The 26,465-nt window shown below is 64.9% G+C and carries 20 protein-coding genes; 6 read left to right on the forward strand and 14 right to left on the reverse strand.

What is annotated here, in order from left to right:
• Positions 1-136: 136 nt before the first annotated feature.
• Positions 137-1,474, forward strand: a complete 1,338-nt coding sequence (locus tag LWC34_RS16705) for a transposase (protein ID WP_372496514.1) — start codon at positions 137-139, stop codon at positions 1,472-1,474.
• Positions 1,475-1,585: 111 nt separating this feature from the next.
• Here LWC34_RS16705 and LWC34_RS16710 read toward each other — a convergent pair whose 3' ends face one another.
• From LWC34_RS16710 to LWC34_RS16720, 3 genes are read right to left on the reverse strand one after another with little or no spacing between them, the layout of a single operon-like run.
• Positions 1,586-2,575: a TolB-like translocation protein gene (locus tag LWC34_RS16710; protein ID WP_233725980.1), complete on the reverse strand. Its 990-nt coding sequence runs from the start codon at positions 2,573-2,575 to the stop codon at positions 1,586-1,588.
• Positions 2,572-3,783, reverse strand: a complete 1,212-nt coding sequence (locus tag LWC34_RS16715; protein WP_233725981.1) for an MFS transporter — start codon at positions 3,781-3,783, stop codon at positions 2,572-2,574. Before LWC34_RS16715 ends, LWC34_RS16710 begins: the two co-directional genes overlap by 4 nt.
• Before the next feature lie 12 nt (positions 3,784-3,795).
• On the reverse strand, positions 3,796-5,313 hold the full coding sequence (locus LWC34_RS16720; protein WP_233726458.1) for a discoidin domain-containing protein: 1,518 nt from the start codon (positions 5,311-5,313) through the stop codon (positions 3,796-3,798).
• 419 nt (positions 5,314-5,732) lie between these two features.
• On the opposite strand from LWC34_RS16720, the gene dacB reads away from it, so the two are divergent.
• Positions 5,733-7,262, forward strand: a complete 1,530-nt coding sequence (dacB, locus tag LWC34_RS16725; RefSeq protein ID WP_233725982.1) for a D-alanyl-D-alanine carboxypeptidase/D-alanyl-D-alanine endopeptidase — start codon at positions 5,733-5,735, stop codon at positions 7,260-7,262.
• A gap of 51 nt (positions 7,263-7,313) precedes the next feature.
• On the opposite strand, the gene LWC34_RS16730 is transcribed toward dacB, so the two are convergent.
• A complete protein-coding gene (locus tag LWC34_RS16730; protein ID WP_233725983.1) occupies positions 7,314-10,187 on the reverse strand; it encodes an AfsR/SARP family transcriptional regulator in 2,874 nt (957 codons plus the stop codon).
• 293 nt (positions 10,188-10,480) lie between these two features.
• On the opposite strand from LWC34_RS16730, the gene LWC34_RS16735 reads away from it, so the two are divergent.
• On the forward strand, positions 10,481-11,158 hold the full coding sequence (locus tag LWC34_RS16735) for a helix-turn-helix transcriptional regulator (protein WP_233725984.1): 678 nt from the start codon (positions 10,481-10,483) through the stop codon (positions 11,156-11,158).
• Here LWC34_RS16735 and LWC34_RS16740 read toward each other — a convergent pair.
• On the reverse strand, positions 11,050-12,072 hold the full coding sequence (locus LWC34_RS16740; RefSeq protein ID WP_233725985.1) for an ArsR/SmtB family transcription factor: 1,023 nt from the start codon (positions 12,070-12,072) through the stop codon (positions 11,050-11,052). The two genes, LWC34_RS16735 and LWC34_RS16740, sit on opposite strands and share 109 nt — an antisense overlap.
• Positions 12,073-12,187: 115 nt before the next feature.
• On the opposite strand from LWC34_RS16740, the gene LWC34_RS16745 reads away from it, so the two are divergent.
• Both LWC34_RS16745 and LWC34_RS16750 read left to right on the forward strand, forming a co-directional pair.
• On the forward strand, positions 12,188-12,511 hold the full coding sequence (locus tag LWC34_RS16745; RefSeq protein WP_233725986.1) for a hypothetical protein: 324 nt from the start codon (positions 12,188-12,190) through the stop codon (positions 12,509-12,511).
• Positions 12,512-12,935: 424 nt separating this feature from the next.
• On the forward strand, positions 12,936-13,298 hold the full coding sequence (locus tag LWC34_RS16750; protein WP_233725987.1) for a DUF1304 domain-containing protein: 363 nt from the start codon (positions 12,936-12,938) through the stop codon (positions 13,296-13,298).
• Positions 13,299-13,303: 5 nt separating this feature from the next.
• Here the strand turns inward: LWC34_RS16750 and LWC34_RS16755 are convergent, their stop codons facing one another.
• Genes LWC34_RS16755 through LWC34_RS16765 form a run of 3 tightly spaced genes read right to left on the reverse strand, consistent with a single transcriptional unit; the run spans position 13,304 to position 16,988 of the window.
• Entirely contained in the window at positions 13,304-13,696 is a 393-nt protein-coding gene (locus LWC34_RS16755; RefSeq protein ID WP_233725988.1) for a cold-shock protein, read from the reverse strand.
• 47 nt (positions 13,697-13,743) lie between these two features.
• Positions 13,744-15,957 (reverse strand): SF1B family DNA helicase RecD2, encoded by a 2,214-nt coding sequence (gene recD2, locus LWC34_RS16760; protein ID WP_233725989.1) that lies wholly within the window; start codon positions 15,955-15,957, stop codon positions 13,744-13,746.
• Positions 15,958-15,980: 23 nt separating this feature from the next.
• On the reverse strand, positions 15,981-16,988 hold the full coding sequence (locus LWC34_RS16765) for a beta-ketoacyl-[acyl-carrier-protein] synthase family protein (RefSeq protein ID WP_233725990.1): 1,008 nt from the start codon (positions 16,986-16,988) through the stop codon (positions 15,981-15,983).
• Between the two features lie 262 nt (positions 16,989-17,250).
• Between LWC34_RS16765 and LWC34_RS16770 the strand changes: the two genes are divergently transcribed.
• Entirely contained in the window at positions 17,251-18,711 is a 1,461-nt protein-coding gene (locus LWC34_RS16770) for a peptide MFS transporter (protein ID WP_233725991.1), read from the forward strand.
• Here the strand turns inward: LWC34_RS16770 and LWC34_RS58075 are convergent.
• The 6 genes from LWC34_RS58075 to LWC34_RS16800 all read right to left on the reverse strand — a co-directional run bounded on the left by LWC34_RS58075 (position 18,649) and on the right by LWC34_RS16800 (position 26,431).
• Positions 18,649-19,692 carry a CobW family GTP-binding protein gene (locus LWC34_RS58075; protein WP_372496543.1) on the reverse strand — a complete coding sequence of 348 codons (1,044 nt, stop codon included), beginning with the start codon at positions 19,690-19,692 and terminating at the stop codon, positions 18,649-18,651. The genes LWC34_RS16770 and LWC34_RS58075 overlap by 63 nt on opposite strands.
• Before the next feature lie 4 nt (positions 19,693-19,696).
• The gene (locus LWC34_RS16780) at positions 19,697-20,119 is read right to left on the reverse strand and encodes a molybdopterin-binding protein (protein ID WP_233725993.1); all 423 of its coding nucleotides are present in this window, start codon (positions 20,117-20,119) and stop codon (positions 19,697-19,699) included.
• A gap of 74 nt (positions 20,120-20,193) precedes the next feature.
• Complete coding sequence (locus LWC34_RS16785; RefSeq protein WP_233725994.1) at positions 20,194-21,762, reverse strand: MDR family MFS transporter; 1,569 nt, start codon at positions 21,760-21,762, stop codon at positions 20,194-20,196.
• Positions 21,759-22,409 (reverse strand): acyl-CoA-like ligand-binding transcription factor, encoded by a 651-nt coding sequence (locus tag LWC34_RS16790; RefSeq protein ID WP_233725995.1) that lies wholly within the window; start codon positions 22,407-22,409, stop codon positions 21,759-21,761. The genes LWC34_RS16785 and LWC34_RS16790 overlap by 4 nt, the downstream gene beginning before the upstream one ends.
• 247 nt (positions 22,410-22,656) lie before the next feature.
• Positions 22,657-24,681 (reverse strand): HAD-IC family P-type ATPase, encoded by a 2,025-nt coding sequence (locus LWC34_RS16795; RefSeq protein ID WP_233725996.1) that lies wholly within the window; start codon positions 24,679-24,681, stop codon positions 22,657-22,659.
• 85 nt (positions 24,682-24,766) lie between these two features.
• Complete coding sequence (locus LWC34_RS16800; RefSeq protein WP_233725997.1) at positions 24,767-26,431, reverse strand: glycosyl hydrolase family 28-related protein; 1,665 nt, start codon at positions 26,429-26,431, stop codon at positions 24,767-24,769.
• Between the last annotated feature and the right edge of the window lie 34 nt (positions 26,432-26,465).

Here is a 26,465-nt window from a genome sequence, read left to right on the forward strand (position 1 = left end):
ATGGAGGCGGCCACCGCTCGATGATCTTGGTTCGTTCCACAGAACTTTGATCACGAAAGCGGTGGCCGTGTCTGGCAGTGTGCCTGATGGATCCCTTGTAGGCCAACTCCGGCGGCTGCGGCGGTTCCGCCGGGCGGTGTATGAGTCGTTCACGAGGTGGCCGGATGTGTTGTTCGAGATGGTGGACGCGTTGTTGTGTCATCCGGGCCGGTTGGAGTCGTTGCCGTATCTAAGCTTGGAGCCGGTGTTGCGGCGTGGGCATGGCAGTGTGTATGCCGCGTTGGATCGGGGCCGGATCGACGCCGCGGTGTTGGCGGGTGTGTTGGCGGGTGTGGTGGATCGGTCCTCGGGGCTGGTGTTCGCGTTGGATTGTTCGCAGTGGCCGCGTCCGGATGCGCCGACCAGCCCGGACCGGACGTTGAACTACGACGCGGGCAAGGATGTTGGCGGTGGCAGCGGGGTGGTGACTCCGGGCTGGTGGTTTCAGTGGCTGGCCGCGACCGGGACGAGCGGTTCGTCGTGGGCGTCGCCGGTGGCGGTGGCGCGTATCGCGGTGGGTGAGAACCACAATGTGGTTGCTGTCGGGCAGATCGAGGCGTTGCTGAAGCAGGTGGCTGCCGACCGGGACCCGGACGGTGGTGATGATGGTGGTGGTCTGGTTCCGATTGTGTGTGCTGACGGGGACTACAGCCCGGTGTATCTGGGTGGCCGGTTGACCGGCGAGCGGGTGCAGATCGTGGTCCGGTTGCGTAAGGACGCGGTGGTGATGGCCGATCCGCCGCCGCGGGAACCAGGCACGATCGGGCGGCCGCGAGTGCACGGGCCAAAGATGAAACTGTCCGATCGCCGTAGCTGGCGTGACCCGGACGAATACCTCGCGGTGCCCGCCGAGCCTGGGCGGGCCGCGGTGAGTGTGTCGGTGTGGCATGGGATGCACCCGCGTGCCTCGGAATCGGCGGCACTGCGGGAACCTGGCTACCGGCCCGGGTACTCCCGCCCGGTGACCCGGGGCAGTGTGGTCTGGGTGTGTTCGGCCGACCCGGCGTACCCGCCGATGTGGTTGTTCTGGACCGGGCCTGAGGGCTCGTTCGATCTTGACCGGGTGTGGCGGGCGTATCTGCGCCGTTACGGCATCGAGCACCTCTTCCGGTTCCTCAAGCAATACCTGGCTTGGACCCGCCCTCGAGTGCGTGGCCCCGAGCAAGCCGAGCGGTGGAGTTGGCTGGTGGCTGTGGCTTATGTTCACCTGGTCCTGGCGCGTGGGCTCATCGCCGATCAGCGACTGTCCTGGGAACGACGCCGGGGACCGCTCAGCCCGCTACGGGTCAAACGCGGGTTTCGTGGGCTTCATCCGCGCCTGGGATCTCCGGCGAAACCGCGAAAACCTTCACGGCCCGGTCCGGGCCGCCCGACAGGGCGTACATCCATCCCCGCGACGCGGCATCGCATCGTCCGTCCAGTGACAAAAACCTAAACCCAGCAACGAAAGCAGGGCCGCCGCTCCGCGACGGCCCTGCCCACCATGCCCTCACAACGTTAAAACACCAGGCCGGTTAGAACCGGCGAAAACACTCACGATCCTTTTTCAGCTGACGGACGGCGAAGAACCCTGGCGAACCACCAGCCTGGGCGCGCCTGAACCATCCGCTGGAGTCGCCCAGATCTCGCCGTCGGGCATGCCGTACGCGACCGTGGAATTGTCCAACCAGATCGCCTGATCGTCCACGCTTCGCGTTTCCGCCAACGGGATCTCCGTCATTGTGGCCAGGTCTAGGACGTATTCACGCCACGGCCGCGCGCCATCCTGGGCAATGCGTTTCTTGAACGCGACCCGCGTGCCGTCCGGTGACAGCGACGGGCATTCCACGTTCTCCCGCACAGCTTCCGCGGACCAGGCGACAAGATCTCCTTTCACCAAATGGGTTTGGCCTCCTGTGGACACGGTCGCGTAGAACGTTCGGCCATCAGCCGCGACTGTGACGCCCCAGAAGTTGACGTCTTCGGCGCGATGCTGCCGACCGCCGATTCGCAAAGGCATGTCCTCGATGTTGGTATCGGTCTCGTCCGAGGTCATGATTCCGGTGCGCGTTGAGAATGTGCCGCTCCGGTTGTACGAATCACCGGTGACGAACGTCGTCCATGACGCGATCTTCCCGTCGCCCGAAAGCTTGGCGCGATTGGGAATTCCGGCGACATCGATTCGTTCGGCCTCGGTAAGACTGGAATCCGTCGTGGCCACCGTGGCACTTGGCAATGGACCCGGTGACTCGGCGAGACACAAACCCCGGCCCGCACTGGTGTAGAAACGTTCGCACCGCAGCTGGCTGATGCGGCGCGGCCCTTGCGGATCGGACAGGGACACCGACGCGATCTTGCCGTAGTCGGGGCCGGGCGCCTCATTGCGGAACAACAATCTGCCAGGGTCGGTCAGCGTGACCATCCCCTGTTCCACCACAATGGACACATTCACGGCCTGACTGCGCGGATCGGTCGCCTTGGCCTGCTGGATGTAGACGAAGGCGATTCCAGCAAGCAGCACCGCGGCAACGAACGTGATGGACAGTTTGAGCCTCATGTCTTCCCTCGCACGCAGGCCAAGGCAACAACAGCCCCGAACGCCACGGTCGCTGTGATCACCGCCGCCTGCATTCCCCAGACAGTCCACGCCAGTCCGAAGAGCACCGCGGAGAACATCTTCGCCACGGCCTGCCCAGTCTGCAGCAACGCCATCCCGCTGGTACGCAGTTCAGCAGGCACCAGCGGAGATGCCGCCGCCATCAGCACACCGTCCGTACACGCGTAGAAGGCCCCGTGCGCCAACAAGGTCAGGCACAGCAGTGCGATACCGTCCGCCGCGCCGACCAGCGCCACGTAGGCACCAAGTAGCAGAACGTGTCCAATCAGGAACATCCGCCAGCGGCCAACCCGATCCGCGATCCACCCGACCGGCACGGCCAACGTCAGATAAACCGCGGCCGTACCAAGAGGCAGCATGGCGAAGTACGCCGGTTCGATGTCCAACCTGCTTTGCAGCAACAGATAGACGAACGAGTCACCGACCGTCACCAACCCAAGAACCACTGTCCAGCCACACACCCGCCGGAAGTCGTTGTCCCGCAGCAATCCAAAAGCAGCACGCAACGAGACCCGCTGGCGAACCGGTCCACTGTGGTCATGGACGAACAACACCAGCAGCAGAACACCGAGCACGGCGAAACAGAAGCTGACGAAGAACACGACGTCGTACCCGCCTGCCACCGTCCACAGCAGAACGAACGCGACCAAGGGGCCGAGCAAGGCCCCGATTGTGTCCATCGCACGGTGTACGCCGAACGCTCTGCCCAATGTGTCCGGTGTGCTGCTCAGCGAGATCAACGCGTCCCGAGGCGCGGTCCGCAGGCCTTTGCCGGTCCGATCGGCCGCAAGCACAACGCCCAATGTGGACGCCGAACTGCCCGCGCTCATCAGGCCGAGCTTGGCGACGGCCGAGATGCCGTAACCGATGCCAGCCATCAGTTTGCGACGCTGCCACCGGTCGGCGAAAGTGCCACCGATGACCCGGACGAACGCCGTCACGCCGGAGTAGAGACCGTCAAGTATGCCGAACTGCAGAGGCGAGAAACCCAGTCCCAGTACCAGGTAGAGCGGCAGGATCGCGGTGACCATCTCCGAGGAGACATCCGTGACCAGGCTGACCGCGCCCAGCGCGATCACATTGGCCGACACGATCCTGCCGCTGCTGTTACCCCGGAACTCGGTATCCCGCGCTGAGGCGATATACACGAGCCCCTCTTTCTACCGGCAGGTGTACGGGCCGGCCTTGTCCAGAACCTTGCCGTCCGTGCCGATGATCTCCCACGAGTACGACTTGCCGTTGAGGACCAGCTTCATCACGCCGTGCTTGGCGAAGGACTTCTCCACGCCAACCCGCGGCTTGATCTGCGTGTACAGGCTGTCGCCGCCGATACCGACGATCGCCGTGCGGATCCCGTTGGCTTCGTCGACCTTTCCACTGGCGTTCAACGGCTTGATCCGCTCGTAGTGGTGGTCGTGTCCGCCGAAGACAAGATCGGCACGGACCTTGAGCAGCTCTGTCCAGAATGGAGCCGTGCTCTTGTCGTCGCCGTACTTGCCCGAGTTGAACCTCGGGTGGTGCCAGTAGCCGACCACGCAGGCTTTCTGGTTGCGGGCGAGATCGTCCCGCAGCCAGGCGAGCTGTGCCGCGTCCGAACCACCGTCGGTCAGCGGGTCGGAGTCCAGCGCGACGAAATGGAAGTCACCGACGTCGTAGCTGTAGTACGGCTTGCCTTGCGGGGTCGCGATCGAGCCGAAGTACGCCTTGTATCCCTTGAGCTGGTCGTACCATTCGTGGTTGCCCGGCGTCGGCCTGGTGATGTTCTTGAACTTGCCCCAGGTCTTGTCGTAGTACGACTGGTACTCCGAGAGAGTGCCGTTGTCGTACTGGTTGTCGCCGACCGTCAGCACGTAGCTCGGCTTGATTCCTTCGATCAACTTGGCTGTCTTGGTGTGCTCGCCGGGCAGTTCCGGTTTGGCGATGTCACCGGCGACCACGAGGACGGTGCCATTCGAACCGCCGGGCTGGGTCGCTCCCTGGACCGGAGCACTCGCCGCGGACAGGTTCCCGGCCGCGTCGCGTGCCCGAACCGTATAGGTGAAACCGGTCCCGGACGCCAGGCCGGTGTCAGCGAAGCTCGTCGTGGCTGAAGTGGCTACCACGTTGCCGTTGCGCAGAATCTCGTAACCGGTTACGCCCACGTTGTCGCTGGCTGGATCCCACGCGAGGCTGACAGAGTCCGCAGTGGACGAAGTGACGCGCAGGCCTGCTGGCGCGGTCGGCGGATCGACGTCACCGCCACCGGACCGGGTGCCGTACACCTCAAGCTCGAACAAGGAATACCCATACGGAGTAGCACGCTTTGTGCCATATATCCGCACATACTGGCCGGACGCACTCAGCCCGGCGACCTCGTCGACTGTCCCATCGGAACCGGTTACGGACTTCACGTCACTCCACGATGTTCCGTCCGATGAGGTCTGTACTTTGTATTCACTCGCGTATGCGGCCTCCCACAACAGTTTCACCTTGGTGATGGCGGCGGGACCACCGAGGTCCACGCTGATCCACTGCGGATCGGAACCCTCCGCACTCGCCCACCGGGTGGCGGCATCGCCGTCCACCGCGTAGTTTCCGGCGAAGCTGGCGTCCTCAATGGAGGACGTCGTGGTGGGTTTGTTGTATGACAACAGGTTCTCCGCCGCGTTGGCCGGGACAACCGGTTGCACGACGAACATGAGCACCGCGCCGAGAGCAATGGCTCGGGGCAGGGCAAAACGGGTCACAGAACACACTCCTCGACTGGCAGGGGTCGACGAGGACCGGCACTTGGCGGCGGCACGAGTAGTGATGAGCCGGGACGTCAGGATCTTGGCGGAGTCTTCATGAGACTTTGTTAAGGAACTTTCCTAACGAACGCGAGGTTAACGGCGGTTGAACGACAGTGTCAACCCATACATCGGAACATTCACCCCCGCGAGCTGGCTTCCTACCGAAACGTCAAGATCCGTCGGTTCGTCCGGTCGGGCAGCCGTCGCGCATAGTGCAATCAGGGGCATCAACCTGCAAGCCGGTCAGGTGCAAGATCGTCACAAGCTAGTCTCGATAAGCTGAGCAACGTCCAAAGATCCAACCTTTACCTGGGGTGTCGATGTCGATGAGTAAACGCATGCTTGTCGGATGCGGCGTGGCGATCGCCGCCGTGGCGCTGGCCGGTTTACCGGCTTCCGGGTCGGCGCAAGCAGGCACAAGACTGGTGACGGACCTGAACGCCCTCGTGCACGACCCGAGCCTGCAGGGCGCGAGCGTCGGCCTGGTTGTTCGCAAGGCCGACACCGGTGAAGTGCTGTACACCAACGAGGGCACCGCGCGGCGCCAGCCCGGGTCGGGCATCAAGCTGCTCACCTCGGCCGCGGCGCTGGAGATCCTCGGCCCGGACTACCGTTTCACCACATCCGTGCTGAAGCAGGGTGACGACCTGTACATCAAGGGCACCGGCGACCCGACCGTCCTCGCCGCGAACCTCGACGACCTTGCCGCGAAGGTCGCCGCGAGCGGAACCACCACGGTGCCAGGCAAACTGATCGCCGACGACACCTGGTTCGACTCGACCCCGCTCGGCGTCGGATGGGCCTGGGACGACGAGCCTTATTACTACAGCGCGGAAACCTCGGCGCTGACCATCGCGTCGAACACCGACTACGACGCCGGAACCGCGGTCGTGTCGGTCATGCCCGGCGCGCCTGGCAAGGCGGCGGTGGTCTGGTCGGACCCGGCGAACACGTATCTGACGTTCGAGAACGCCACCATCACTCGTGGCCCTGGCCTGCCGAACACGATTTCGGTGGAACGCAAGCACGGCACGAACGTGATCCGGGTCAGTGGATTCATCTCCACCGGGGCCGCGACGACGCGGGCGCTGACCACCGTCAAGGAGCCAACCGGTTACGTGGCAGCCCTTTTCCGCGAAGCGTTGAAGAGGAAGGGCGTCGAGGTCGTCGGACCGACCGCGACCAGGGTCGCGACCCCGGCGAACGCCACGCTCATCGCCGAGCACAAGTCGATGCCACTGTCGCAGATGCTGACGCCGATGATGAAGCTGAGCAACAACATGCACTCCGAAGCCCTGGTCAAGGCGGCCGGACGTGCGGTGGCCGGACAGGGAACCTGGGACGCCGGGCTCGCGGCGATGACACAGCGCCTGAGCGGCCTCGGAGTCCAGGGCCCGACCTACCTTGGCGACGGTTCCGGGCTGTCCCGGTTCAACCAGGTCGCCCCGGACCAGATGACCTCCCTGCTGCGGACCGTGCGTAGCAAGCCGTGGTTCAACACCTGGTACAACTCGCTGCCGATCGCGGGCGTGTCCGACCGGATGGTGGGTGGCACCCTGCGCAGCCGGATGACCGGCACGGCGGCCGCGAACAACCTGCGCGGCAAGACCGGAACGCTGACCGGGGTCAGTGGTCTGTCCGGCTATGTGACCTCAGCGGACGGCCAGCCGCTGGTGTTTTCCATGCTGAGCAACAACTTCATCGGATCGGCCAAGGCGATCGAGGACCAGGTTGGTGTCCGGCTCGCGAAGTACCGCGCCGATGAGCCTGCCGAGGCGCCGAACGCGCGGGCGAGCGTCGTCTCGACCCCGGACCTGCCGACCAATGTGGAATGCAGCTGGGTCAAGGCCTGCTAGAAAAGCTCGTGAGTGGTTATCCGTGTTCTAACCCGGATAACCACTCACGACCTACTCTTCGTCATCGGGTTCGGAAAGCCTGAACGGCCCCAGCTTTCCCTTCAGTTCCTCCACAGTGGTCAAAGCGCCGAACTGCTCAGCCACGTCCAGTGCTTGTTGCCACGCCCGCTGAGCGCCCTCGAAATCCTTCTGCGCGGTCCGCACATCGCCGAGCAGCACCAGATTGTCGATCTCCATCAACCGGTGGCGGCTCTTGCTGTGCAGGTCGATCGCCTTGTCCAGCCACGCAGCGGCTTCATCGAGCCGTCCCAATTGGAGATACGTGTCCGCGAGTCGCGCGTACGCGTACCCTTCGCCGGTCCGGTCATTCAACTCACGGTGCAACGGCAACGCCTGGTTCAGCAGATCGATACTGCGTTCCGGATCACCCGTCCGCATGTAAGCCACAGCAAGGCCTTCAAGCGTGTACGCCACGCCCTGCACGTGGCCCATCTTCGTGTAATGCGCATAAGCGCGGTCGAAATGCTCGATCGCGGTCTCGTAGTCCGGCGGAACGTCCACTGTGCCCGTGATCATGACTTCGCCGATATTCCGTTCGACGTAAGCACTTTCCTCGTCGGACCAACCACCAGCGTTGATCAGGTCCAGCGTGTTGTACAAGTGCTGCAGCGACGTTTTCCCGTCACCGAGCATGAAGTACGCGCCAGCCAGACTGCGCTCGGTGACCACTTGCCCTCGTAGGTCGCCAGCGGCACGGGTCGCTTCCAGCGTTATCTCCGCGGTGAGCGCCCAGTCACGCAGGAAACCCATGTAGTGCTGGTAAAGCTGGATCGCCCAGGCAAGCCGCCACGCGTAATCCGATCGTCCACGTTCGACCGCTTGCGTAACGGCCATCAGCACGACGTGATATTCGGTGGCCAGCCATTGGATCGCACTGTCGTCATCGAACATCGACTCCGGCGTCACACCCGGCGCAATCGCAGTGAGCGGCACAGACCGGTGCGGCATCAGCGGTTCGCTGGCCGCGTGCGTCGAATGCAAGTAATAGTCGAACATCCGGTGCGCGGCTTGGTCACGGACTTCCGGCTCGTCGAACTCCATACTGAGTTCCATCGCGTACGCACGGACCAAGTCGTGCATCATGAAACGCCCCGGCACGTGTTCGGTCACCAGTCGCGTGCGGTTCAACTCGACGAGCGCTGTCTGTGCCTCCCGTACCGTCACGCCAAGCAGACTGGCGCACGCGCGGCCGGAAATATCCGGCCCCCAATGCCACGACAACAGCCGGAACAACAACGCTGCCTGCGGCCGCAAAGCCTGATAGGACCAAGAGAACACGGCCCGCACACCGCGGGTTTCGTCGTGGCTGAGCGCGTCGAGATTGCCGTGACCCATCCTGAGTTCGTTGGCGATCGCCGTGAGCGGCAGGTCAGGATAAGTCGCCGCCCTTGCCGCAACCATGGCCAGCGCCAAGGGAAGCCCGCTGCAGACCTCGACGATCCGGTCGACCGCCTGCTGCTGCTCCGCACTGCGGGCACCGAGTCGCAGCGACAGGATCTCGCGCGCCTCGTCAGCCGACACAGCGTCCAAAGTGTACGGTCGAGCGCCTTCCATAGCGACGAGACCGGTCATCCGGTTGCGGCTGGTGACAATGACAAGACAGCTCGGCGAACCGGGCAGCAACGGCAGCACTTGTTCGCGGTCCCGCGCGTTGTCCAGCACCACAAGCATTCGCTTGCCCGCCAGGCACGTCCGGTAGAGCGCCGACTGCGTCGCGAGATCCGGCGGCACACGGTCGCCCTGCACTCCCAACGCCGCGAGGAAACTCAACAGCGCGCCGGTCGGCGGCACAGCGAGGCCACTCGGGTCGAAACCACGCAGGTTCACGTAAAGCTGGCCATCCGGGTACCGGTCCACGACCTCGTGCGCCAGGTGCACGGCGGTTGTCGTCTTGCCGGAGCCAGGCATCCCGTCGATCGCGACGATCGTCACCGGCGGATCGCCGGAGTCCAGCAAGCGCCGCAGGTGATTCAGCTCGGTCTGCCTGCCACCGAACGTGGCCAGATCCATCGGCAGCTGCGCGGGCCGGGTCACCGTCGCCGCGGCGGGGTGCCCGGCCGGTTGCTCCGCGCGCGACACCCGGGCGTGCGCCGAACGTAGCTCCGGACCGGGATCGATGCCCAGTTCATCAGCGAGCCGTGCGGTCGTCGACCGGTAGACCATCAGCGCCTCCGCTTGGTTGCCGGTCGCGGCCAGCACGAGCATCAGCCGGGCCTGGATCCGCTCGTTGAGCGGAAAACGCTCCGTGATCGTGCGCAGGATCGGCAAGGCGTCCTCTGCCCGGCCGCAACGCAACGCCACCTCACCCATCGCGTCCGCGGCGACCGCGAACTCGCTGTTGACCGAGGTGAAGAGGTCTTTGGCTTGCGAGGTCAGCACCAGACCTTCACCGCACGGGCCACGCCACAGCTGGAACGCCTCGACGTATGAGGTCATCGCTTCGTCGTCGCTCTGCGTACGCGCCTGGTTCACCAGGTCACGGAAGGCCACGATGTCCGCGTTCGCGCCATCGACGCGCAGCACGTACCCGGAGCCCTGACGCACGAGCCAACGCCCGGCCGCACGTGACGGCAGGTCAGGCTCGAGCACTCTGCGTAAGGTGCCGACATACCGATGGATGAGGTTCTTCGCGCTCGCTGGGGCTGAGCCCTCCCACAACGCGTCGACCAGATCGTCGGCGCCAACCACGTCCCCCGGCCGGACGAGGAGCACCGCGAGGATCAGCCGCTGCTGCGGCGGACCGAGATCCAGTTCGTCTCGTCCACGCCAGACCCGCAACGGTCCAAGGACACCGAAACGGACGATTTCGGTCATGGCGCACGGCGCGTGGTCGGCGTAGACATCGGCGTCATTGTGACGTGTCAACTCTGGACATGTCCACGCCGGTTCCGGTCAGTGAAAGCCGGTCAAATGGTCCGCTTCCAGGCATTACCTGACCAGGGGCGCGGAGCTGGGCAGTTTCTTTATGACCAAATCCTCCGGTACATGCCGCCCTGTCACCAAGACACAGTTACAGGCGACCTCAACCGCTGAAACCAAGCTGTTGCCGGGGTGAAAACGCCGTTGGTCACTATCAGCGAGCAAAGTCCACGAGGACGGCCGTCAACCCACGATAGGACGATTCAACTGAGGCTGTTCTCGAGTTTCGGGGGGTGCACATGACTGGGGTTCAGCCGGACCATCTCGAAATCAACCTGTCGGGGATGGTGCTGCGGGTAAGCCGCGCCGCGATCGCCGACGCGATCGGAAAGCGGCGGACCAACCACGACCCACACAACGGCGAAGCATGGCTCGCCACCGCGTCCGCACTCGGCGACGGCGCGGTCGCCAACCTCTTCACGCGGTCCCCACTGGCGGCCGCCCACTTCGAACAAGTACTCATCCACGGCCTGCTCGACAGCCAACCGGAGACGCTGCTCGACCAAGCCGACTCGATGCCCGACGCCGTACGACGCGCGGTCGACTTCTGCGCCGACCACGCAGGCGATCCCATCACCACCTCGGACATAGCGCTCGCCGCGCGTACGAGCGTGCGGTCGTTGCAGCGAGTGTTCCGTACGTACCTCGGGATGAGCCCGCTCGAGCACCTGCAACGAGTGCGGCTCAAGCGTGCACACGACGACCTGGAGGCGATCGCCGCCGGACGTGCCGAAGGAACTGTGGCCGAGGTAGCGAGTCGCTGGGGATTCGCGCACCTCGGAAGGTTCGCCGGTCTGTACCGCAGGACCTACGGGCATTCGCCGGTCCAGACCCTGCGTGCCGCGACCCGGCCGTCACCCAACAAAAGAGCGCCACGCGCGGACAACTTGTGCACCGCCGCACCATTGTGCCGATGAGTGACCACGAGGCCGGCGTCTCGTAACACCGTGACGTGTTGCGAGGCACCGGACAGCGAGATCCCCGCGGACTTGGCCAAGGCGGACGTGTTCTGCAACGGCATGTCCGCGATAGCCCTGAGAACGGCCGCCCTGGTGCGACCCAATAAAGCGGTGAGCGACTCCGGGCGTGGCGCGATGCTGTCGACGTCACGCCCGGACGGCCAACTCAGATCCCGGTCAACGGGGTAAACCAACACTGGGGCGCGAGCGGGGTCAGCGGACTTGATCGGATTGCGCCAACAGAAGAACGACGGGATGAGCACGAGACCGCGGCCGTCCAGATGCAGATCCTGCTCGACGGGATAGTCCACCTCAAGCACCGGCGCCCGCCACCGCATGGTCGGATGCAACGTGTTGAGCAGCTTCTCGAACCCACGATCGGTCGCCAGATCTGCGCGTTTGTCCCGATCGGTCCGGATGTGCGTGCGGATGTTCGGCCAGTACGGGAGGACCGCGGTCGTGAAGTAGGCCTTGATCGCGGACGCGACCTCCTGCAGCACACCGGCATCGCCGTCCGCGAGCATGGAGGTCCACCGTGGAACAGGCGATCCCGCCGCGAGCCTGGCCATGTCCTGGTGGAGCTCGTCGCGTGATGTGGCGAGCAGCCTTTCGAGGCCGTGGTCAATGTCGGCGCTGTCGCAGTCGGGGGTGAGGAAGTCCGGCGAGTAACCAGTGGGCGGCGCGAGGGCGGTCAGCAGACTGACCGAGGGTCTCAGGACGCGGCGTACTTCTTTGCGCCAACCGTCGAAGACGATCGCGCCATGCCCGGTTTGGAGCATGTGCAGGCTGAGTAACACTTCCCATAAGGGATCCGGCTCGGTTCTGATCCGGATCCGCATCAGGTCGGCCGCGGTGAAGTGGATGCGCAGCAAGTTTCCCCCAGTGTCGCAGGCTCCCTCACCCGAGGCTGCCACGTGCGCCGTCGCCCGAAAAGCCGCTCACCGCCAACTTTCTGGCGCTCAGTGGATACCCTTGCGGGATTCCACTGTGGACCTACTGGAGAATGGCCGGATGGTGGATGCGGTGTTCAGCGCCGGGGTGATCGCTTACGTCGGGGAACCCGGGCGGTTGCGGGAGAAGTCTCCTGAGCACTATGTGGTCGCTGAGGTCGGTGAGCCCGCGTTCGACCTGCTCCCCCGGATCAAGGGCCTGCTGCAGGCGATGCACGCCGCCGAGCCTCCGCTGTGGAACCATGCTTCCCTCGTGGAGATGGGCTTGCTGGTTGAGGGGTGGTTGCGGGCCAACCATCCCGAGCTGACCCCGGAGGCTGTGGCCGCGCTGCGCAACAGGTTTACGTACGACTACAAGTGAGTCGCGTGTGGACGCGGACGGCCAGGGTTTGCGGCAAGGGTCGGTTTGGGTTCCCTTTCCCTTTCCCCTCCCTCGGTCTTCTGGTCCTCACTGCTCGCCCTTCGCTCTCTCCCCTTCGCTCCTTCTCTCCGCTCCTTCCCTTCTCCCCTCCCCTCTTCCCCTCCCTACTTCCCTGCACCCCTTCCCCTCGTCACTCCTTCTCTCCAGCGTTCCCCCTTCGCCCTTCCCTCCCTTCGACCCGTCCTCTCTTCTCCCCTTCCTTCTATCGCGGCTTTTCCGTATTTTCGTCACTGCGAAATCGACCGTGGTCGTAGTCCTGACTGCAGTTGCAGGATCTCGCCAGGCCGGGGATGGTGACAGACGGTACGATTCGCCCGATCCGGGGACGTTCTCTGGTATATCGCGTGCTTTTGGGAGGACACCGATGCAGGTGGCCGCGAACATCGTGATCGGCATCGTCGCCGCGATCCACGCCTACATCCTGGTGCTGGAGATGTTCCTGTGGACAACGCCGCGTGGCCAGAAGGCCTTCGGGCTCACGCCGGAATTCGCCAAGGAGACTGCTGTCCTCGGCGCGAATCAGGGACTGTACAACGGTTTTCTTGCCGCTGGTCTGGTGTGGGCGTTGATCGCCGGTGGCACGACCGGGTTCCAGTTCGCCGTGTTCTTCTTGATCTGCGTGATGATCGCCGGTCTTTACGGCGCGGCCACGTCGAGCAAGCGGATCCTTTTCGTGCAAACGGTTCCGGCGACCATCGGGTTGGTTCTGGTGCTACTGGCCCAGTAGGACGGTCAGCTTTCCAGCCAGCCATGGGCGTGCGCCAGCTTCGCGATCCGCTGTCGCACCTGGACGATCTGGGCCGCGGTCAACGTCGGCGCCGCTTCGAGCAGTGCCTCGGTCAACTCTTGCATCAGTTCGCGGGGCGACAGGACGTCGCACATCACCTCGTCGTCCTGCGAACTGCTTGCTCTGGCCTGGCCACGGTCGAGGATCTTGACCGATGAGGCCTTCAGGCCGCGGTCTCCTTCGACGACTTCGAACTCGACGGTTGTTCCCGGCGTGAAGAGGAACTTCTCATCACGCAGGTCGTTGGCGTGCATGAAAACGTCTTCGCCACCGTCGTCCGGTGCGATGAACCCGTATCCACGAACATCGTCGAACCGCAGCACTTTGCCAGAAATCACAACGCACCTCACCCAGCAACAACAGACCGACTACGGACGATACAACATCACGCGCGAAGCCTGTGGTCAAGGGCAGTGTGTCTGCGGCCAGTACTCGCCGTGCGCACCGCCTGACCGATCGCCTTGGCCGAACCTACGAGAACAACCAGTTTCTTCGCCCTGGTCACGGCCGTGTACAGCAGGTTTCGCTGCAACATCATCCATGCGCTCGTGGTGATCGGGATGACCACGCACGGATACTCGCTTCCTTGCGACCGATGAATAGTGACCGCGTACGCATGAGTCAGCTCGTCGAGTTCACTGAACTCGTATCCGACTTCTTCGTCCTCATCGGTCCGAACGGTCAGTGTCTGCTCCTCGACGTCAAGGCCGGTGACCACGCCCATGGTCCCGTTGAACACGCCGTTCGCGCCCTTGTCGTAGTTGTTCCTGATCTGCGTGACCTTGTCGCCGACGCGGAACACGCGGCCGCCGAACCGGCGTTCCGGCAGGTTCGGTTTGGACGGTGTCAAAGCCTCTTGTAGCAGCGAGTTCAGCGCGGCCGCGCCCGCTGGGCCGCGATGGGTCGGCACGAGGACCTGGATGTCCTTGCGCGGGTCGAGCCGGAATTTACGCGGGATCCGGTTGGCCACGATGTCCACTGTGAGCGCCGCGGTCTGCTCGACATCGTCCACGGAGAACAAGAAGAAGTCCTCTAGTCCCTTGGTGTGCGGATGTTCGCCCGCGTTGATCCGGTGGGCGTTGGTGACCACACCGGACTGTTGCGCCTGGCGGAAGATGTGCGTGAGCCGCACGTGCGGGATCGGAGTCCCTGGCGCGAGCAGATCGCGCAACACCTCGCCAGCACCGACCGACGGCAGCTGGTCAACGTCGCCAACGAGCAGCAGATGTGTACCAGGAGCTAAGGCTTTTACCAGTTTGTTGGCCAGTAGAAGGTCCACCATGGACGCCTCGTCCACGACCACAAGATCGGCTTCCAGCGGCCGGTCCTTGTCGAAGGCCGCGTCACCACCCGGCTTGAGCTCAAGCAACCGGTGCACAGTGCTCGCCTCATGTCCGGTCAGCTCGCTCAGCCGCTTGGCAGCCCGGCCAGTGGGCGCGGCGAGCACGACCCGAGCCCGTTTCGCCGCCGCGAGCTCCACAATGGAACGGACCGTGAAGCTCTTGCCACACCCAGGCCCGCCTGTCAGCACGGCCACTTTGGAGGTTAATGCGAGCCGCACGGCCTGCTCTTGCTCAGGAGCAAGCGAGGCGCCCGTGCGCTTGTGCAACCACGCCAGCGCACGTTCCCAGTCCACGCCAGCGAACGCGGACATTCGGTCCGCTGAGGACGCCAGCAGCCTGGTCAGTTGACTTGCCAATGAGATCTCGGCCCGGTGGAACGGGACGAGGTAGATCGCGACTTCGTCCACTTCGGCGTCTTCGCTGGGTACGAGCTCACGAACAACGCCCTCTTCAGCGACCAGTTCGGCGAGGCAGTCGATCACCGCACCGGTGTCCACCTGGAGGATCTTGACGGCCTCAGCGATCAGCCGTTCCTCTGGCAGGTAGCAGTGACCGTCACCGGTCGACTCCGACAGGGTGAACTGCAGGCCGGCCTTGATCCGTTGTGGACTGTCGTGCGGGATGCCGACGGCCTTGGCGATGGTGTCCGCGGTACGAAACCCGATCCCCCACACATCCGACGCCAGCCGATACGGCTCGGTCCGCACAACGTCGATGGATTCGTCGTTGTACTGCTTGTAGATCTTCACGGCCAGCGAGGTGGACACGCCAACGCCCTGCAGGAAGACCATCACTTCCTTGATGGCCTTCTGTTCCTCCCACGCGGCCGCGATCAGCTTTGTCCGCTTCGGACCGAGTTTGGGTACCTCGATCAGCCGCTCCGGCTGCTGCTCGATCACGTCGAGCGCGTCAACCCCGAAATGCTCGACGATCCGGTCGGCCAGCCGCGGGCCGATCCCTTTGATCAGCCCGGAGCCGAGATACCGCCGGATGCCCTGCACGGTCGCGGGCAGGACAGTCGTGTAGTCGTCGACGTGGAACTGCTTGCCGTACTGCGGATGCGAGCCCCACCGGCCTCGCATCCGGATCGACTCCCCTGGCTGCGCACCGAGCAGCGCGCCCACCACGGTGACCAGTTCGCCGCCGCGCCCGGTATCGACGCGGGCGACGGTGTACCCGGTGTCCTCGTTGGCATAGGTGATCCGCTCGAGAACAGCCTCCAGTACGGCTCCCCGAAACGGTTCAGCGTTGCCCACTCGACAGAGGTATCACACGATGCCTATGGCACGCGAAGGGTGGTGGCGCCCGCGGCGAAACTGATCCCGAAGGCCACGACCAGGTTCTCCCCAGATGGCAGGCCTGCCGGGCTGTCGATCATCAACGGCACCGAGCAGCCGGATGTGTTGCCGTATTCACGCAGCACCCGGTACGACTCGGCCACTTTCGGGCTGTCGGTCGGCACATCGAACTCCGCGCACAGGCCGTCAAGGATCCGCGCGCTGCCGGTGTGCATGAGCAGGCTCTCGGCCTGGTTCGGCGCGGAAATCTGGTAGTCCGGCCGCGCCAGCAGCTCGTTCACGGTGGTTTTGGCGTAGTGCAGGCCACGGGCGGGCACGTTCGCACTACGGGCGTTCGTCCTACGCCCGTTGATCACCGGCACATCCGAGCCGCCTTCGGGGATCGTGCCCAACTCGGCGTCGTCGGGTAACTCATTGGTCAGGTGAGTGACCGGACCGAAGGTCGGTCCATTACCGTCAGCGGTCAGTAACATGGCGACCGCCGCGTCACCGAACAGGAACGCGTTGATCACGTCGGTCACATCCTGCGGGTGACCACCTTCGGTGAAGTGTGCCGTCCACGGTTTCAACGGCGGCATCAGCGGTGTGTGAGACTCCGTGAAGCACACGAGCACGGACGATTGCGGATGCACGCTGAGAAACCAGCCTGCCGTGTCGATGGCTTTCGCCTGGACCGAGCACCCCATGTAAGTCAGGCCAAGCGACATCGCGCGACGCGGAATCCACGGCAGGGCGGCGAACAAGTCGCAGACGAGGTTGGGCATCAGCCGCCCAGGGCTGCTGGTCACCGCGATCACCAAACCGATCGACGCCGGGTCGCGGTCGGCGCGGTCGCCGCATCTCCGCACAGCCCGGGCGGTCAGTGCCAGTGCCGTTTCGCGCACTTCCGGATCGGCGCCTTTGGCCAGCACGTCGGTCAGGTTGGCCAGCACTGAATAACGGTTGTCCACGCCAAGCCGCGTTACGGCCGCGGCGAGCCGATCGGACATCAGATGACAGGTCGCATCGAGTAGTTCTGCTGTGTTCCAACGGGTTTCAGGAAACGCGGAGGCGATGGCTGCGATCCTGGGACGTAACATTGACTTCCCTTCACCAGGCAAATCGGTCACGTATGTATCGCCGCGGACATAATGAAAATTCAACGATCTGCCCTTGCGCGCTCACGGTGTTGCCCTGCGGCTCGCGCATTCGGCGGATTACCTACCAAGGTGGGTGAGCCGGTCTAGACCGTTCGGCGTAAGGTGACGTAACGTGACAAGGCCGGTTACTGAAACACCGCAACGCGGATTCTTCGGACATCCCAAGGCACTGGCGAACCTGTTCGGCACGGAATTGTGGGAGCGGTTCTCCTACTACGGGATGCAGGCAATCCTCGCGTACTACCTCTACTACAGCGTGACCGACGGCGGGCTGGGCCTGCCGCAAGCCACCGCGGCCGGCATCGTCGGCGCGTACGGCGGCTTGGTCTATCTGGCCTCGGTCGGTGGCGCCTGGGTGGCGGACAGAATGCTCGGCGCGGAACGCACGGTGTTCTTCGGCGGCGTGTTCATCATGCTCGGGCACATCGCGCTGGCGCTGATCCCCGGCCTGACCGGCGTCGCGGTCGGCCTGATCCTGGTGATCATCGGTACCGGCGGGCTGAAGTCGAACGTCAGCGCGCTGGTGGGCTCGCTGTACGCCGAGGGCGACGAGCGCAGGGACGCCGGATTCTCGCTGTTCTACATGGGTATCAACCTCGGTGCGATGTTCGGTCCGATCGTCACCGGCTGGCTGCAGACCGATGTGAGTTTCCACGTCGGCTTCGGCGCGGCCGCCGTTGGCATGGCCGCCGGTCTGGTCCAGTACGTGCTCGGCCGCAAGAACCTCGGCCCTGCGGCCAGGGCGGTGCCCAACCCGTTGACCGGCACCGCACGGGTGCGTGCGCTGGCGATCATCGCGGTCGGTGTGGTCGCCATTGTTCTGCTGGTGCTGCTCGGTGCGATCACGCCGGACAACCTGCCGTCTGTCGTGACGTGGGTCGTGGTCGCGGCCGCTGTCGCCTATTTCGCGGTCATTCTGTCCAGCAAGAAGATCACCGCGGTGGAACGCAGCCGGGTGTACGCGTTCATCCCGCTTTTCATCATCAGTTTCGGGTTCTGGTCGCTGTTCCAGCAGCAGTTCACCGTACTGCCGATCTTCGCGGACACCCGGATCGACCTTGACGCGCTTGGATTCCATATCCCGCCAGCCGTGTTCAATTCGGTCGAACCGGCGTTCGTGATCGTGCTCGCGCCATTGTTCGCTTATCTCTGGACGAAACTCGGTGAGCGCCAGCCGACCACGACGGTGAAATTCTCGCTCGGTGTCATCGGTATGGGACTGGCGTTCCTGCTGATGGTCGCCGTCAGCCAGACCGGCTCAGGCCCGGCGGTGAACCCGCTTTTGCTCGCGCTGATCCTCGTGGTTTTCGCCGTCGCGGAAATGTGCCTTTCCCCGGTCGGTCTCTCGGTCAGCACAAAGCTCGCGCCCAAGGCGTTCCAGGCGCAGATGGTCGCGTTGTTCTTCCTGTCCATCGCGCTGGGTTCGTCGGTCGCGGGTGAGCTCGCCGGGTATTACTCCGCCGACAAAGAACCCGCGTATTTCGGCATTCTCGGTGGCGCGGCAATCGTGCTAGGCCTCATCCTGCTCGGCCTCCGGCCGCTCCTGCGGCGGCTCATGCAAGGTGTCCACTGAAATATCGTCCACGCCATCCAGATAACGCGTGACCCACAACATGTCGTCGAGCGCGACCGGCCCGGTCTGCTGGCACGCTTCGAGCCAGTCGGCCGAGGTCGAGTCGATGTCCTTGCCGATCAGCACGAGCTGGGTCTCCGGCTTGGTGCCACGCGGCCACGGCGAGCGGTGGAAACGCAGGTAGTTGCCGACGGTCTGGACACCGAACCGGTCGGTGTGGCCGGGCAGTCCGAAGTAGACGAACCCCTTCATCCGGTATAGCCCGGCAGGCCGGTTGTCCAGGAAGTCCATCAGCAGCACCGGATGCATCGGCTCGGTCGTGGTGAACGTGATCGTGTCGTACACGGCGTGTGCGTGCTCGGAATGATCGTGCAGGTCGTCGAACGTGAGCTGCCGGGCAACCGGCAGCTCCGGCGCACGGTCGAACAGCAGCGACGGGTCGATCCGGCCGTGTGCGACCGGCACGATCGGCGCTGTGCTGTTGTAGGTACGGACAGACTCGATCACCGGGTCGGCGAGGTCGGTTTTGTTGAACACGAGCAGGTCCGCGATCGCCAACGCCTTGGCCAGCTCTGGATGCTCGGCGTGCGTCCGCTCGAACTCGACCGCGTCGAGGACCGTGACCAGCCCGCCGTAGCGCACGCGATCGTCCTTGCTGGCCAACAGCTTGCGGACCATGGCCTGCGGGTCGGCGAGGCCGCTTGCCTCGATCACGATCACGTCCAGCTTGGCCCCGGCGAGCTTGCCGAGCATCTCGTCGATGTCTTCGGTATCGGCGACACAGCACAGGCAGCCGTTGCCGAGCGAGATCATCGAGTCGACCTGGCCCGCGACGGCCATCGCGTCCACGTTGATCTGCCCGAAGTCGTTGACGATCACGCCGATCTTGGTGCCACGGGCCGAGCTCAGCAGGTGGTTGAGCAGCGTCGTCTTGCCGGAGCCGAGAAAGCCGGTGAGAAGGACAACCGGAATCACCCGGATAACTTTATACGGCCCTCATCACATGCAGCCGCGACACCATCCGGACGTACCGGCTGCCTCGCCCGTCGCGCGGCATGACCAGCGTGGGCAGCGGCAGGCGGTCGCCGTTGTACCTGGTGGCCAGCACAGCCGAGCAGGCACCGAACTCCGGGTCGAGCTCGGCCCATGACAAGACGACCTGATATCCGTCCTGGCCACTGACCCGGACCATGAACATCAGGTGGTCCATCTTGGCTTCGTTCCGCACATCGAGCCCGATGCCGGACAGCAGGGAATGCATCTCCACGCCGTGCACGCGGTCCATCCGGTCACAGCTACGGGTCACGTAGTGCACTTGCATCGGACCTTGGGCAGCGCAGTCCAGGTCCTCGATCGAGACCGAGGTACCCGGTGCCCGCACGGCGCCGGTCACCGTGAGACCAGCCATGGGTCTCACGGTAGGACCGGTTCGCCGATTAGAGGATCCTCCGAACGGCCGGTTTCTCCGCAGATGCGGAGTGATCAATGCATTTGAACCGTATTCGCGGACTCCTCTGCCAGTCGCTCGGCACCGCTCTGGGTCTTGAGCGGAATGTGCCTGAGGAAGAAGACCACCGCGACCGCCACGGCCGCGAACGGGAGGCAGTACAGGAAGATCTCGCTGGTCGCGACCCCGTACGCGTCCCTGATCACGTTCGCGATCGGCTCGGGCAGCGTCGCCAGATCCGGCACCGCGGACGTGCCATTGCCGGTTGGCAGCGGGCCGAGGTGGGACGTGATCTCGCTGGTCACCCGGTTGGCCAGGACCGCACCGAGCACACTGACGCCGATCGTGCCGCCGAGGCTGCGGAAGAACGTCAGCACCGAGGTCGCGGCGCCAAGATCCTGCGCGGCCACGTCGTTCTGCGCGACGAGCACCAGGTTCTGCATCAGCATGCCGACGCCGGCACCCAGCACGAACATGTACGCGCTGAGCAGCAGGATGCTCGTGCCCCGGTCGATCGTGGCCAGCAGGATGAACCCGGCGATCATCAGCACACCGCCGAGGATCAGGTGGCCCTTCCACTTGCCGGTCCGGCTGATCAGCTGCCCGGACATGGTCGAGGTGATCAGCATGCCGAAGATCATGGGCAGGCTCATCAAACCGGCCACGGTCGGCGACTTGCCCAGCGAGAGCTGGAAGTACTGGGACAGGAAGACCGTGCCGCCGAACATCGCGACACCGACGAGGAAGCTGACGATCGTGGTGAGCGTGACCGTGCGGTTGCGGAAGATGCTCAGCGGCACGATCGGCTCGGCCACCCGCGACTCCACCCAGACAGCCAGTGCGAGCACCACGAGACCGCCGCCCGCCAGCAGGAACGTCCAACCCGACAACCAGTCGAACTGATGCCCGGCCAGCGTCGTCCACACCAGGATGGTGGACACGCCCAGCATGATCAGGAAGGCGCCGAGGTAGTCGATCTTCACGCCCTCCCGCTTCACGGTCGGGATCTTCAGCGTGCGCTGCAGCAGCAGGATCGCCGCGACCGCGAACGGCACACCGAGGAAGAAGCACCAGCGCCAGCCGAGCCACGACGTGTCGACCATGACGCCACCGATCAGCGGACCGGCGACCGTGCCAACGGCGAACACGGCGCCGAAGATGCCCATGTACTTGCCGAGTTCACGCGGCGACAACATCGCTGCCATGACCACCGACACCAACGCCGTCAGACCACCGGCGCCGACGCCCTGCACGACCCGGCTCGCGATCAACGTCCCCATGTCCTGCGAGAACCCGGCGACCAGCGAACCGGCGACGAACATCAGCAGCGACAGCTGGGTCAGCAGCTTCTTGTTGTAAAGGTCGGAAAGCTTTCCCCAGAGCGGAACCGTCGCGGTCATCGCGAGCAGTTCGGTGGTGACCACCCAGGTGTACGACGACTGCGAGCCGCCGAGGTCCGCGACGATCCGCGGCAACGCGTTGGCCACGACGGTCGACGCGAGGATGGCCACGAAAATGCCCATCATCAAGCCGGACAGCGCCTGCACGATCTGTGCACGGCTGAGCTTCACGCCCTCAGCGGGCGTGTCTGCCGTGACTGTCATTTCTTCCCCTCTTGTGTTCCGGCCGTGCCTGTGGGCACGGGCATACCCGCGACGACCGTGTCGATCGCCGTGTCGAACAGCTCGGTCAGCAGCGCCGAGCCCCCCAGCGAGATCCAGCGTTTGACCGCCGCCCGGAACGCACCGGCGACGATCATGAAGACCAAGGTCGGGTAGAGCTCTGTGTCCGGATCCAGCGCGCACCGCCGCCCGAGTGCTTCCAGCACCATGCGCTCGGTTTCCTCGCGCGCGGTGAACATCTTGACCACCAGCGAGGGGTCACGTTCGATGATCGAGATCCGGACCAGCCAGTCTTCTCGCTCCGCGTCGAGCCGGGCGGTGATGTGCCGCATCGCGTGCGCGTACGCCTTCACAGGGCTCAGCTCGGCCGGTGCCTCGAGCAGGTTGTCGATGATCTTCTGGGTTTCGGCGATCGGATCGGCGTCCGGCCGCAGCACCGCGTCCTCTTTGGACGGGAAGTAGTTGAAGAACGTCCGCGCCGACACTCCGGCCTCAGCCGCGATGTCGTCGACGGTGACGTGCTCGATGCCCTTGGCCGTGGCAAGGCGGATGGCGGCTTTCACCAGCTTCGCCCGCGTCTCGAGCTTCTTGCGCTCGCGCAGGCCCAACGGCTGCTCCCCCTCGGTCATGACTCCACGTTACCGAGGATCTTGCAGACCCTGCAAACTTTCAGACTGTGAAGCGAGTCTCCACCCCGCGCCGTGTCCACCGTTCCATCACACCGTGTCCACCGTTCCGGCACAGTGTGTTGACCAATCCTGAACAGTGAAATTCCCAGTGCCGCGCGCAGCGTGCAACTCACCGTGCTGGAAAGTGCATTTCAGTGTTCCGGAACGGTGGACACGGTGTTCCGGAACGGTGGACACGGCGTATGGGCTAGCGGCGCCTACCTTGGACCTTTTCGTTCAGGACCGCGTTGAGGCCGTACATTGTTGCCCGTAGGTCGTCTACCTCGGCATTCGGTGTGGTCAGGTGGGCGCCGAGCCTGCGGACCTGGCGTTCGATCTCGCCGGTTCGCTGTGCGGGCACGACGTGGTCGGCCATCAGGTGATAAGCCCTGAGCACGGATTGTTGGGCCTGTGGGGTGAGGCCGGTGGAGAGGTCGGCGGCGGCTTGGCGGACCGCGTGCCGGACTGGGCTGAGGTGATCGGGTTCGCGCACGTATGGCCGCGCGACGGGCCGTCCTGGCTTCAATGCCTGTAGCGCGGCGCCCATGGTCAGGCCGTCCAAACCGGCCCTGACCAGCACCGCGAACATCGGCGCCAGCCAACCCAGGGTGGACACGGCCATCGCACTGAGGATGATCGTCAGCCCTACGGTCGCGGCGATCACGCCGATCCACCGTGTCCGCCGCGCGGTTCGTACGGCGTCGGCGAGGCGCGCCACCTGACCGTCAGCGATGATCACGTCGGCGACGCACGCGCCACGGCCACTCAGCGCGACACCGACATCCGCCGCGCCGACGGCCGGGTCGTCGCCGACCATCAGGGTCAGGCCGTGACGTCGTTCCTCACGGACACGCTCCACCTTGTCCGCGGTCCCGCAGTGTGTCCACAGCTCGTCGACGCCCAGTACGACGCCGACGTCCTCGGGGGCGTTGAGGTGCCCACGGTTCACGAGCACCAGGCGTCGCATCCCGGCTCGCCGCAACGCCCGTACCGACTTCGCGGCGTCCGGCCGGACCTCGTCACGGACCAGTAGCGCGCCGATCGGCTGTCCGTCCACAGTCACCCAGGCGACGCTCGCGTTGTCCAGGCTTCCCCTGGCCAGGGCCACTTTTACCCAGTCGAGGGCGCTGTCCGGCTGGGTCTCGGCAAAGGTGACCTTGCCGGTGTGCGAGGCCCGTACACCCGCGGCCTTCGCCGCACGGACAACGGCCCCAGCGAAAGCGTCCGGCCGCGCGCGTTGGGCGGACGCAGCGCACGCGAGCACGTCGTTGGTCAGCCACCCGGGCGCGGCGACCACTTCCGTCACGGCCAATGTGCCTGAGTACATGACTCCGGAAGCGTCGATGACCCCGATCCGTGTGCGTGCCAAACGCTCCAGGACACCCACGTCACCCACGACAACGCCCTGACGCGCAGCACGCGTCAACCCAGCGGTCAAAGACAACGGCACCGCAAGCAGAACCGGCCCCGACGCAGCCACAGCCAGCACACCAAACGCGGCCAGCGGATTCCATGTCACCAGCCACACGACAACCGCCGCCACGATTGCCAAAGGCGCGAACACCAACGCAGCACGGTTAGCCCGTCGCAATGGCCCGGCGCCGTCGGTGACCGCGCGGTACGCGAGGCGCGCCATCGCCGCCCACGTGCCCTCGGTGTCTGGGACCGCCGCGATCAGGTCGATCGGATCGCCCACATTGATCACGCCACTGCGGACCGATTCACCTTCCTTACGGCGAACCCTGATCGGATCGCCGGACAAGGGCGATTCGTCGAGCACCGCGTCGTGCAGCAACCGGCCATCCACCGGGATCGGCGAGCCTGCGCCAACCGTGACCCGCTCCCCTGTGCGGATCTTGGTTTCGGAGGCAGCACGGGCGATCTCCGCGACCTCGCGGCGGGCACGGCGGCGCACGAGAACCTCAGCGCCGCGCATGCCGCAGGCCAGCAGGCCCGCCGCGGCACCGACTTCATGCTCACCGACCAGCAGCGCGGCGGCGATCACCGGGATGGTCAGCAGCGCGCCGCCCACCCGGCGATCAAGCACCAGGTCTTCGATCGACCACACGGTCAGCGGGGCGAGACCGGCCGCCGCCGCGACCGTCCACAGTAGAGAGGCGTCCGGCATGCCGAGTAACCACAGCAGACCAGCCAGAGCCGTGAGCAGGACGACCGCGACGAGCGCGGGTACGCTGATCAGCCGCCATGGTTGGCGGTCCGGACCGGTGATCATGCCGGATCTCCCAGCTGTAGCAACAACCTCTAGACATAGAGGTACCCGTACATCGGTGTCCGGCACAACCGATGCATTGATCTTTTTAGACCAATTTCGCGTTGCTTTGGTTGAAACCTCGCAAAGCGCGCTGAGCCCGGTGCAGGTTCGAGGGAGTCACGGCGGTGCTGCCGTAGCTCTCCAGCTTGGACCGCAGTGGCCCGGTGAAGTCCGGCCGGTCGATCTGCCCGAACTCACGAACCGTAGAGATACCAACGGTCGCGCTGCACGGCGCCACGTGGTCGATCTTGACGCAGCCCGCACGCTGGTTGGTCACCGTGATGTTCCAGTGCGCGAATCGCGCGCCGTACAACGGACCCGCGTCGGCGCTGCCGCCGTGTGAGCCGTCGTTGAAGATCTCCACCTCGGTTCGGACGTTGCCGAAGGGCAGCCCTCGGTGGGTGTCGAACGTCCCGGCTTCCATCCGGCCGCGTGACCAGACATTCCCACAGGACAGGCCTTCCACGTTGATCCCGTGGTGTCCGGAGCCCGGTGTCGGCGGTTCGGTGAACTTGCCGATGGCGAAGTCGTCGGTCAGGTTGTCGTGCGACTGCTCGCGGACCGCGTAGGAATGGTGCTGCCCGCGACCGCTCACCCGGGTCCGCAAAAGCGACACGCCCTTGGCCGAGACCAGCAGGAACCCATTGTCACTGTCCACAACAGACACATCGTCGGCCCAGCAGTCCCATGCGCATTGGAACACTAGTCCGTTGTAGCCCTTGTCCTGCAGGTGGGCCGGGCGGACCGTCTTGACGAACTGGATGGTCAGCCCTTCGACGCCCGCGCCGGTGATCGCCGGAGCGCTCGTGGTCAGCCGCGCGTTCCACTCCGCGCGCAGCTCGACCGGCAGCGGTTGGGCCAGCGTGACCTCGTTGCCCTTGACCGCCGCTATCCGCACTGGCCACATGAACGGTTTGTACGAAAGCAGCTTGGTCTTGTCGGTCCATATATACGACTCCGTGCCGGGAATGTCGCCGCACATGTGTTTGAGCAGGCCGTGCGCCGGATCGTCGTCGACCTGCAGCAATACCCGCTTGCCTGGCTCAAGGCCGCTGGCGTCGGCCACCGTGACCGTGAACGAGCCACGCGGCACCTCGCCGGAGATCGTGGTGATCACACTGCTGTCGGCGCCTTCGTTGCCGATCCAGCCTTCCAGCGGCCATTGCTGCGCCTTGATCGCCTCGATCAACGGTTCGCGCCGGTCGCGGTGGCAGACCCAGACCAGGCCGCCGCACCAGCTCCACGCCGAGTTCGGCCCGCCGTAGCGGCTGCGGTTGATGCCGATGATCTGCTCGAGCGAGCGCGTGGCGAACAGCGTGGTCCGGCCGCTGCCCGCGCCTCTGAGCACGACGTTGTCGGAGCCGATCTCGATGATGTGGTCGATCCGGTACGTGCCCGCTGGCATGAACACGACGCCGCCACCCGCGCTGCCGACGTCTTTGATCGCTTGGTTGATCGCGGCCGAGGCGTCCGCCGACCCGTCGGGCTTGGCCCCGTAGCGCAGGACGTTGGTCCGCGAGGGCCGGGCGGGCGGCCGCTCGCCGAGCCGGAAGCCCGCGTACGCGATGTTGGGGATCTGCGGGTGGTTGTAGGGGTTGCTGACGAACTCGTGCCATAAGTCCGGGCTGCTGGCGTGCGCCTGCCCCGCCGTGGCGAGGTACGACGCCGTCGCCGCGCCCCCTACCAGGAATTTCCGCCGGTCAAGCGCCATCGACTGTTCCTCACATCCATGTCGGTGGCGGCGG

Source organism: Kibdelosporangium philippinense, assembly GCF_021390435.2.
Classification (GTDB): Bacteria; Actinomycetota; Actinomycetes; order Mycobacteriales; family Pseudonocardiaceae; genus Kibdelosporangium; species Kibdelosporangium philippinense.

Coding starts and splice junctions, on each gene's coding strand:
- LWC34_RS16710 (WP_233725980.1), bottom strand. CDS start 2,575: ATGAGGCTCAAACTGTCCATCACGTTCGTTGCCGCGGTGCTGCTTGCT.
- LWC34_RS16720 (WP_233726458.1), bottom strand. CDS start 5,313: ATGTTCGTCGTGCAACCGGTTGTCCCGGCCAACGCGGCGGAGAACCTG.
- dacB (WP_233725982.1), top strand. CDS start 5,733: ATGAGTAAACGCATGCTTGTCGGATGCGGCGTGGCGATCGCCGCCGTG.
- LWC34_RS16735 (WP_233725984.1), top strand. CDS start 10,481: ATGACTGGGGTTCAGCCGGACCATCTCGAAATCAACCTGTCGGGGATG.
- LWC34_RS16750 (WP_233725987.1), top strand. CDS start 12,936: ATGCAGGTGGCCGCGAACATCGTGATCGGCATCGTCGCCGCGATCCAC.
- LWC34_RS16765 (WP_233725990.1), bottom strand. CDS start 16,988: ATGTCCGATCGGCTCGCCGCGGCCGTAACGCGGCTTGGCGTGGACAAC.
- LWC34_RS16780 (WP_233725993.1), bottom strand. CDS start 20,119: ATGGCTGGTCTCACGGTGACCGGCGCCGTGCGGGCACCGGGTACCTCG.
- LWC34_RS16785 (WP_233725994.1), bottom strand. CDS start 21,762: ATGACAGTCACGGCAGACACGCCCGCTGAGGGCGTGAAGCTCAGCCGT.
- LWC34_RS16790 (WP_233725995.1), bottom strand. CDS start 22,409: ATGACCGAGGGGGAGCAGCCGTTGGGCCTGCGCGAGCGCAAGAAGCTC.
- LWC34_RS16795 (WP_233725996.1), bottom strand. CDS start 24,681: ATGATCACCGGTCCGGACCGCCAACCATGGCGGCTGATCAGCGTACCC.
- LWC34_RS16800 (WP_233725997.1), bottom strand. CDS start 26,431: ATGGCGCTTGACCGGCGGAAATTCCTGGTAGGGGGCGCGGCGACGGCG.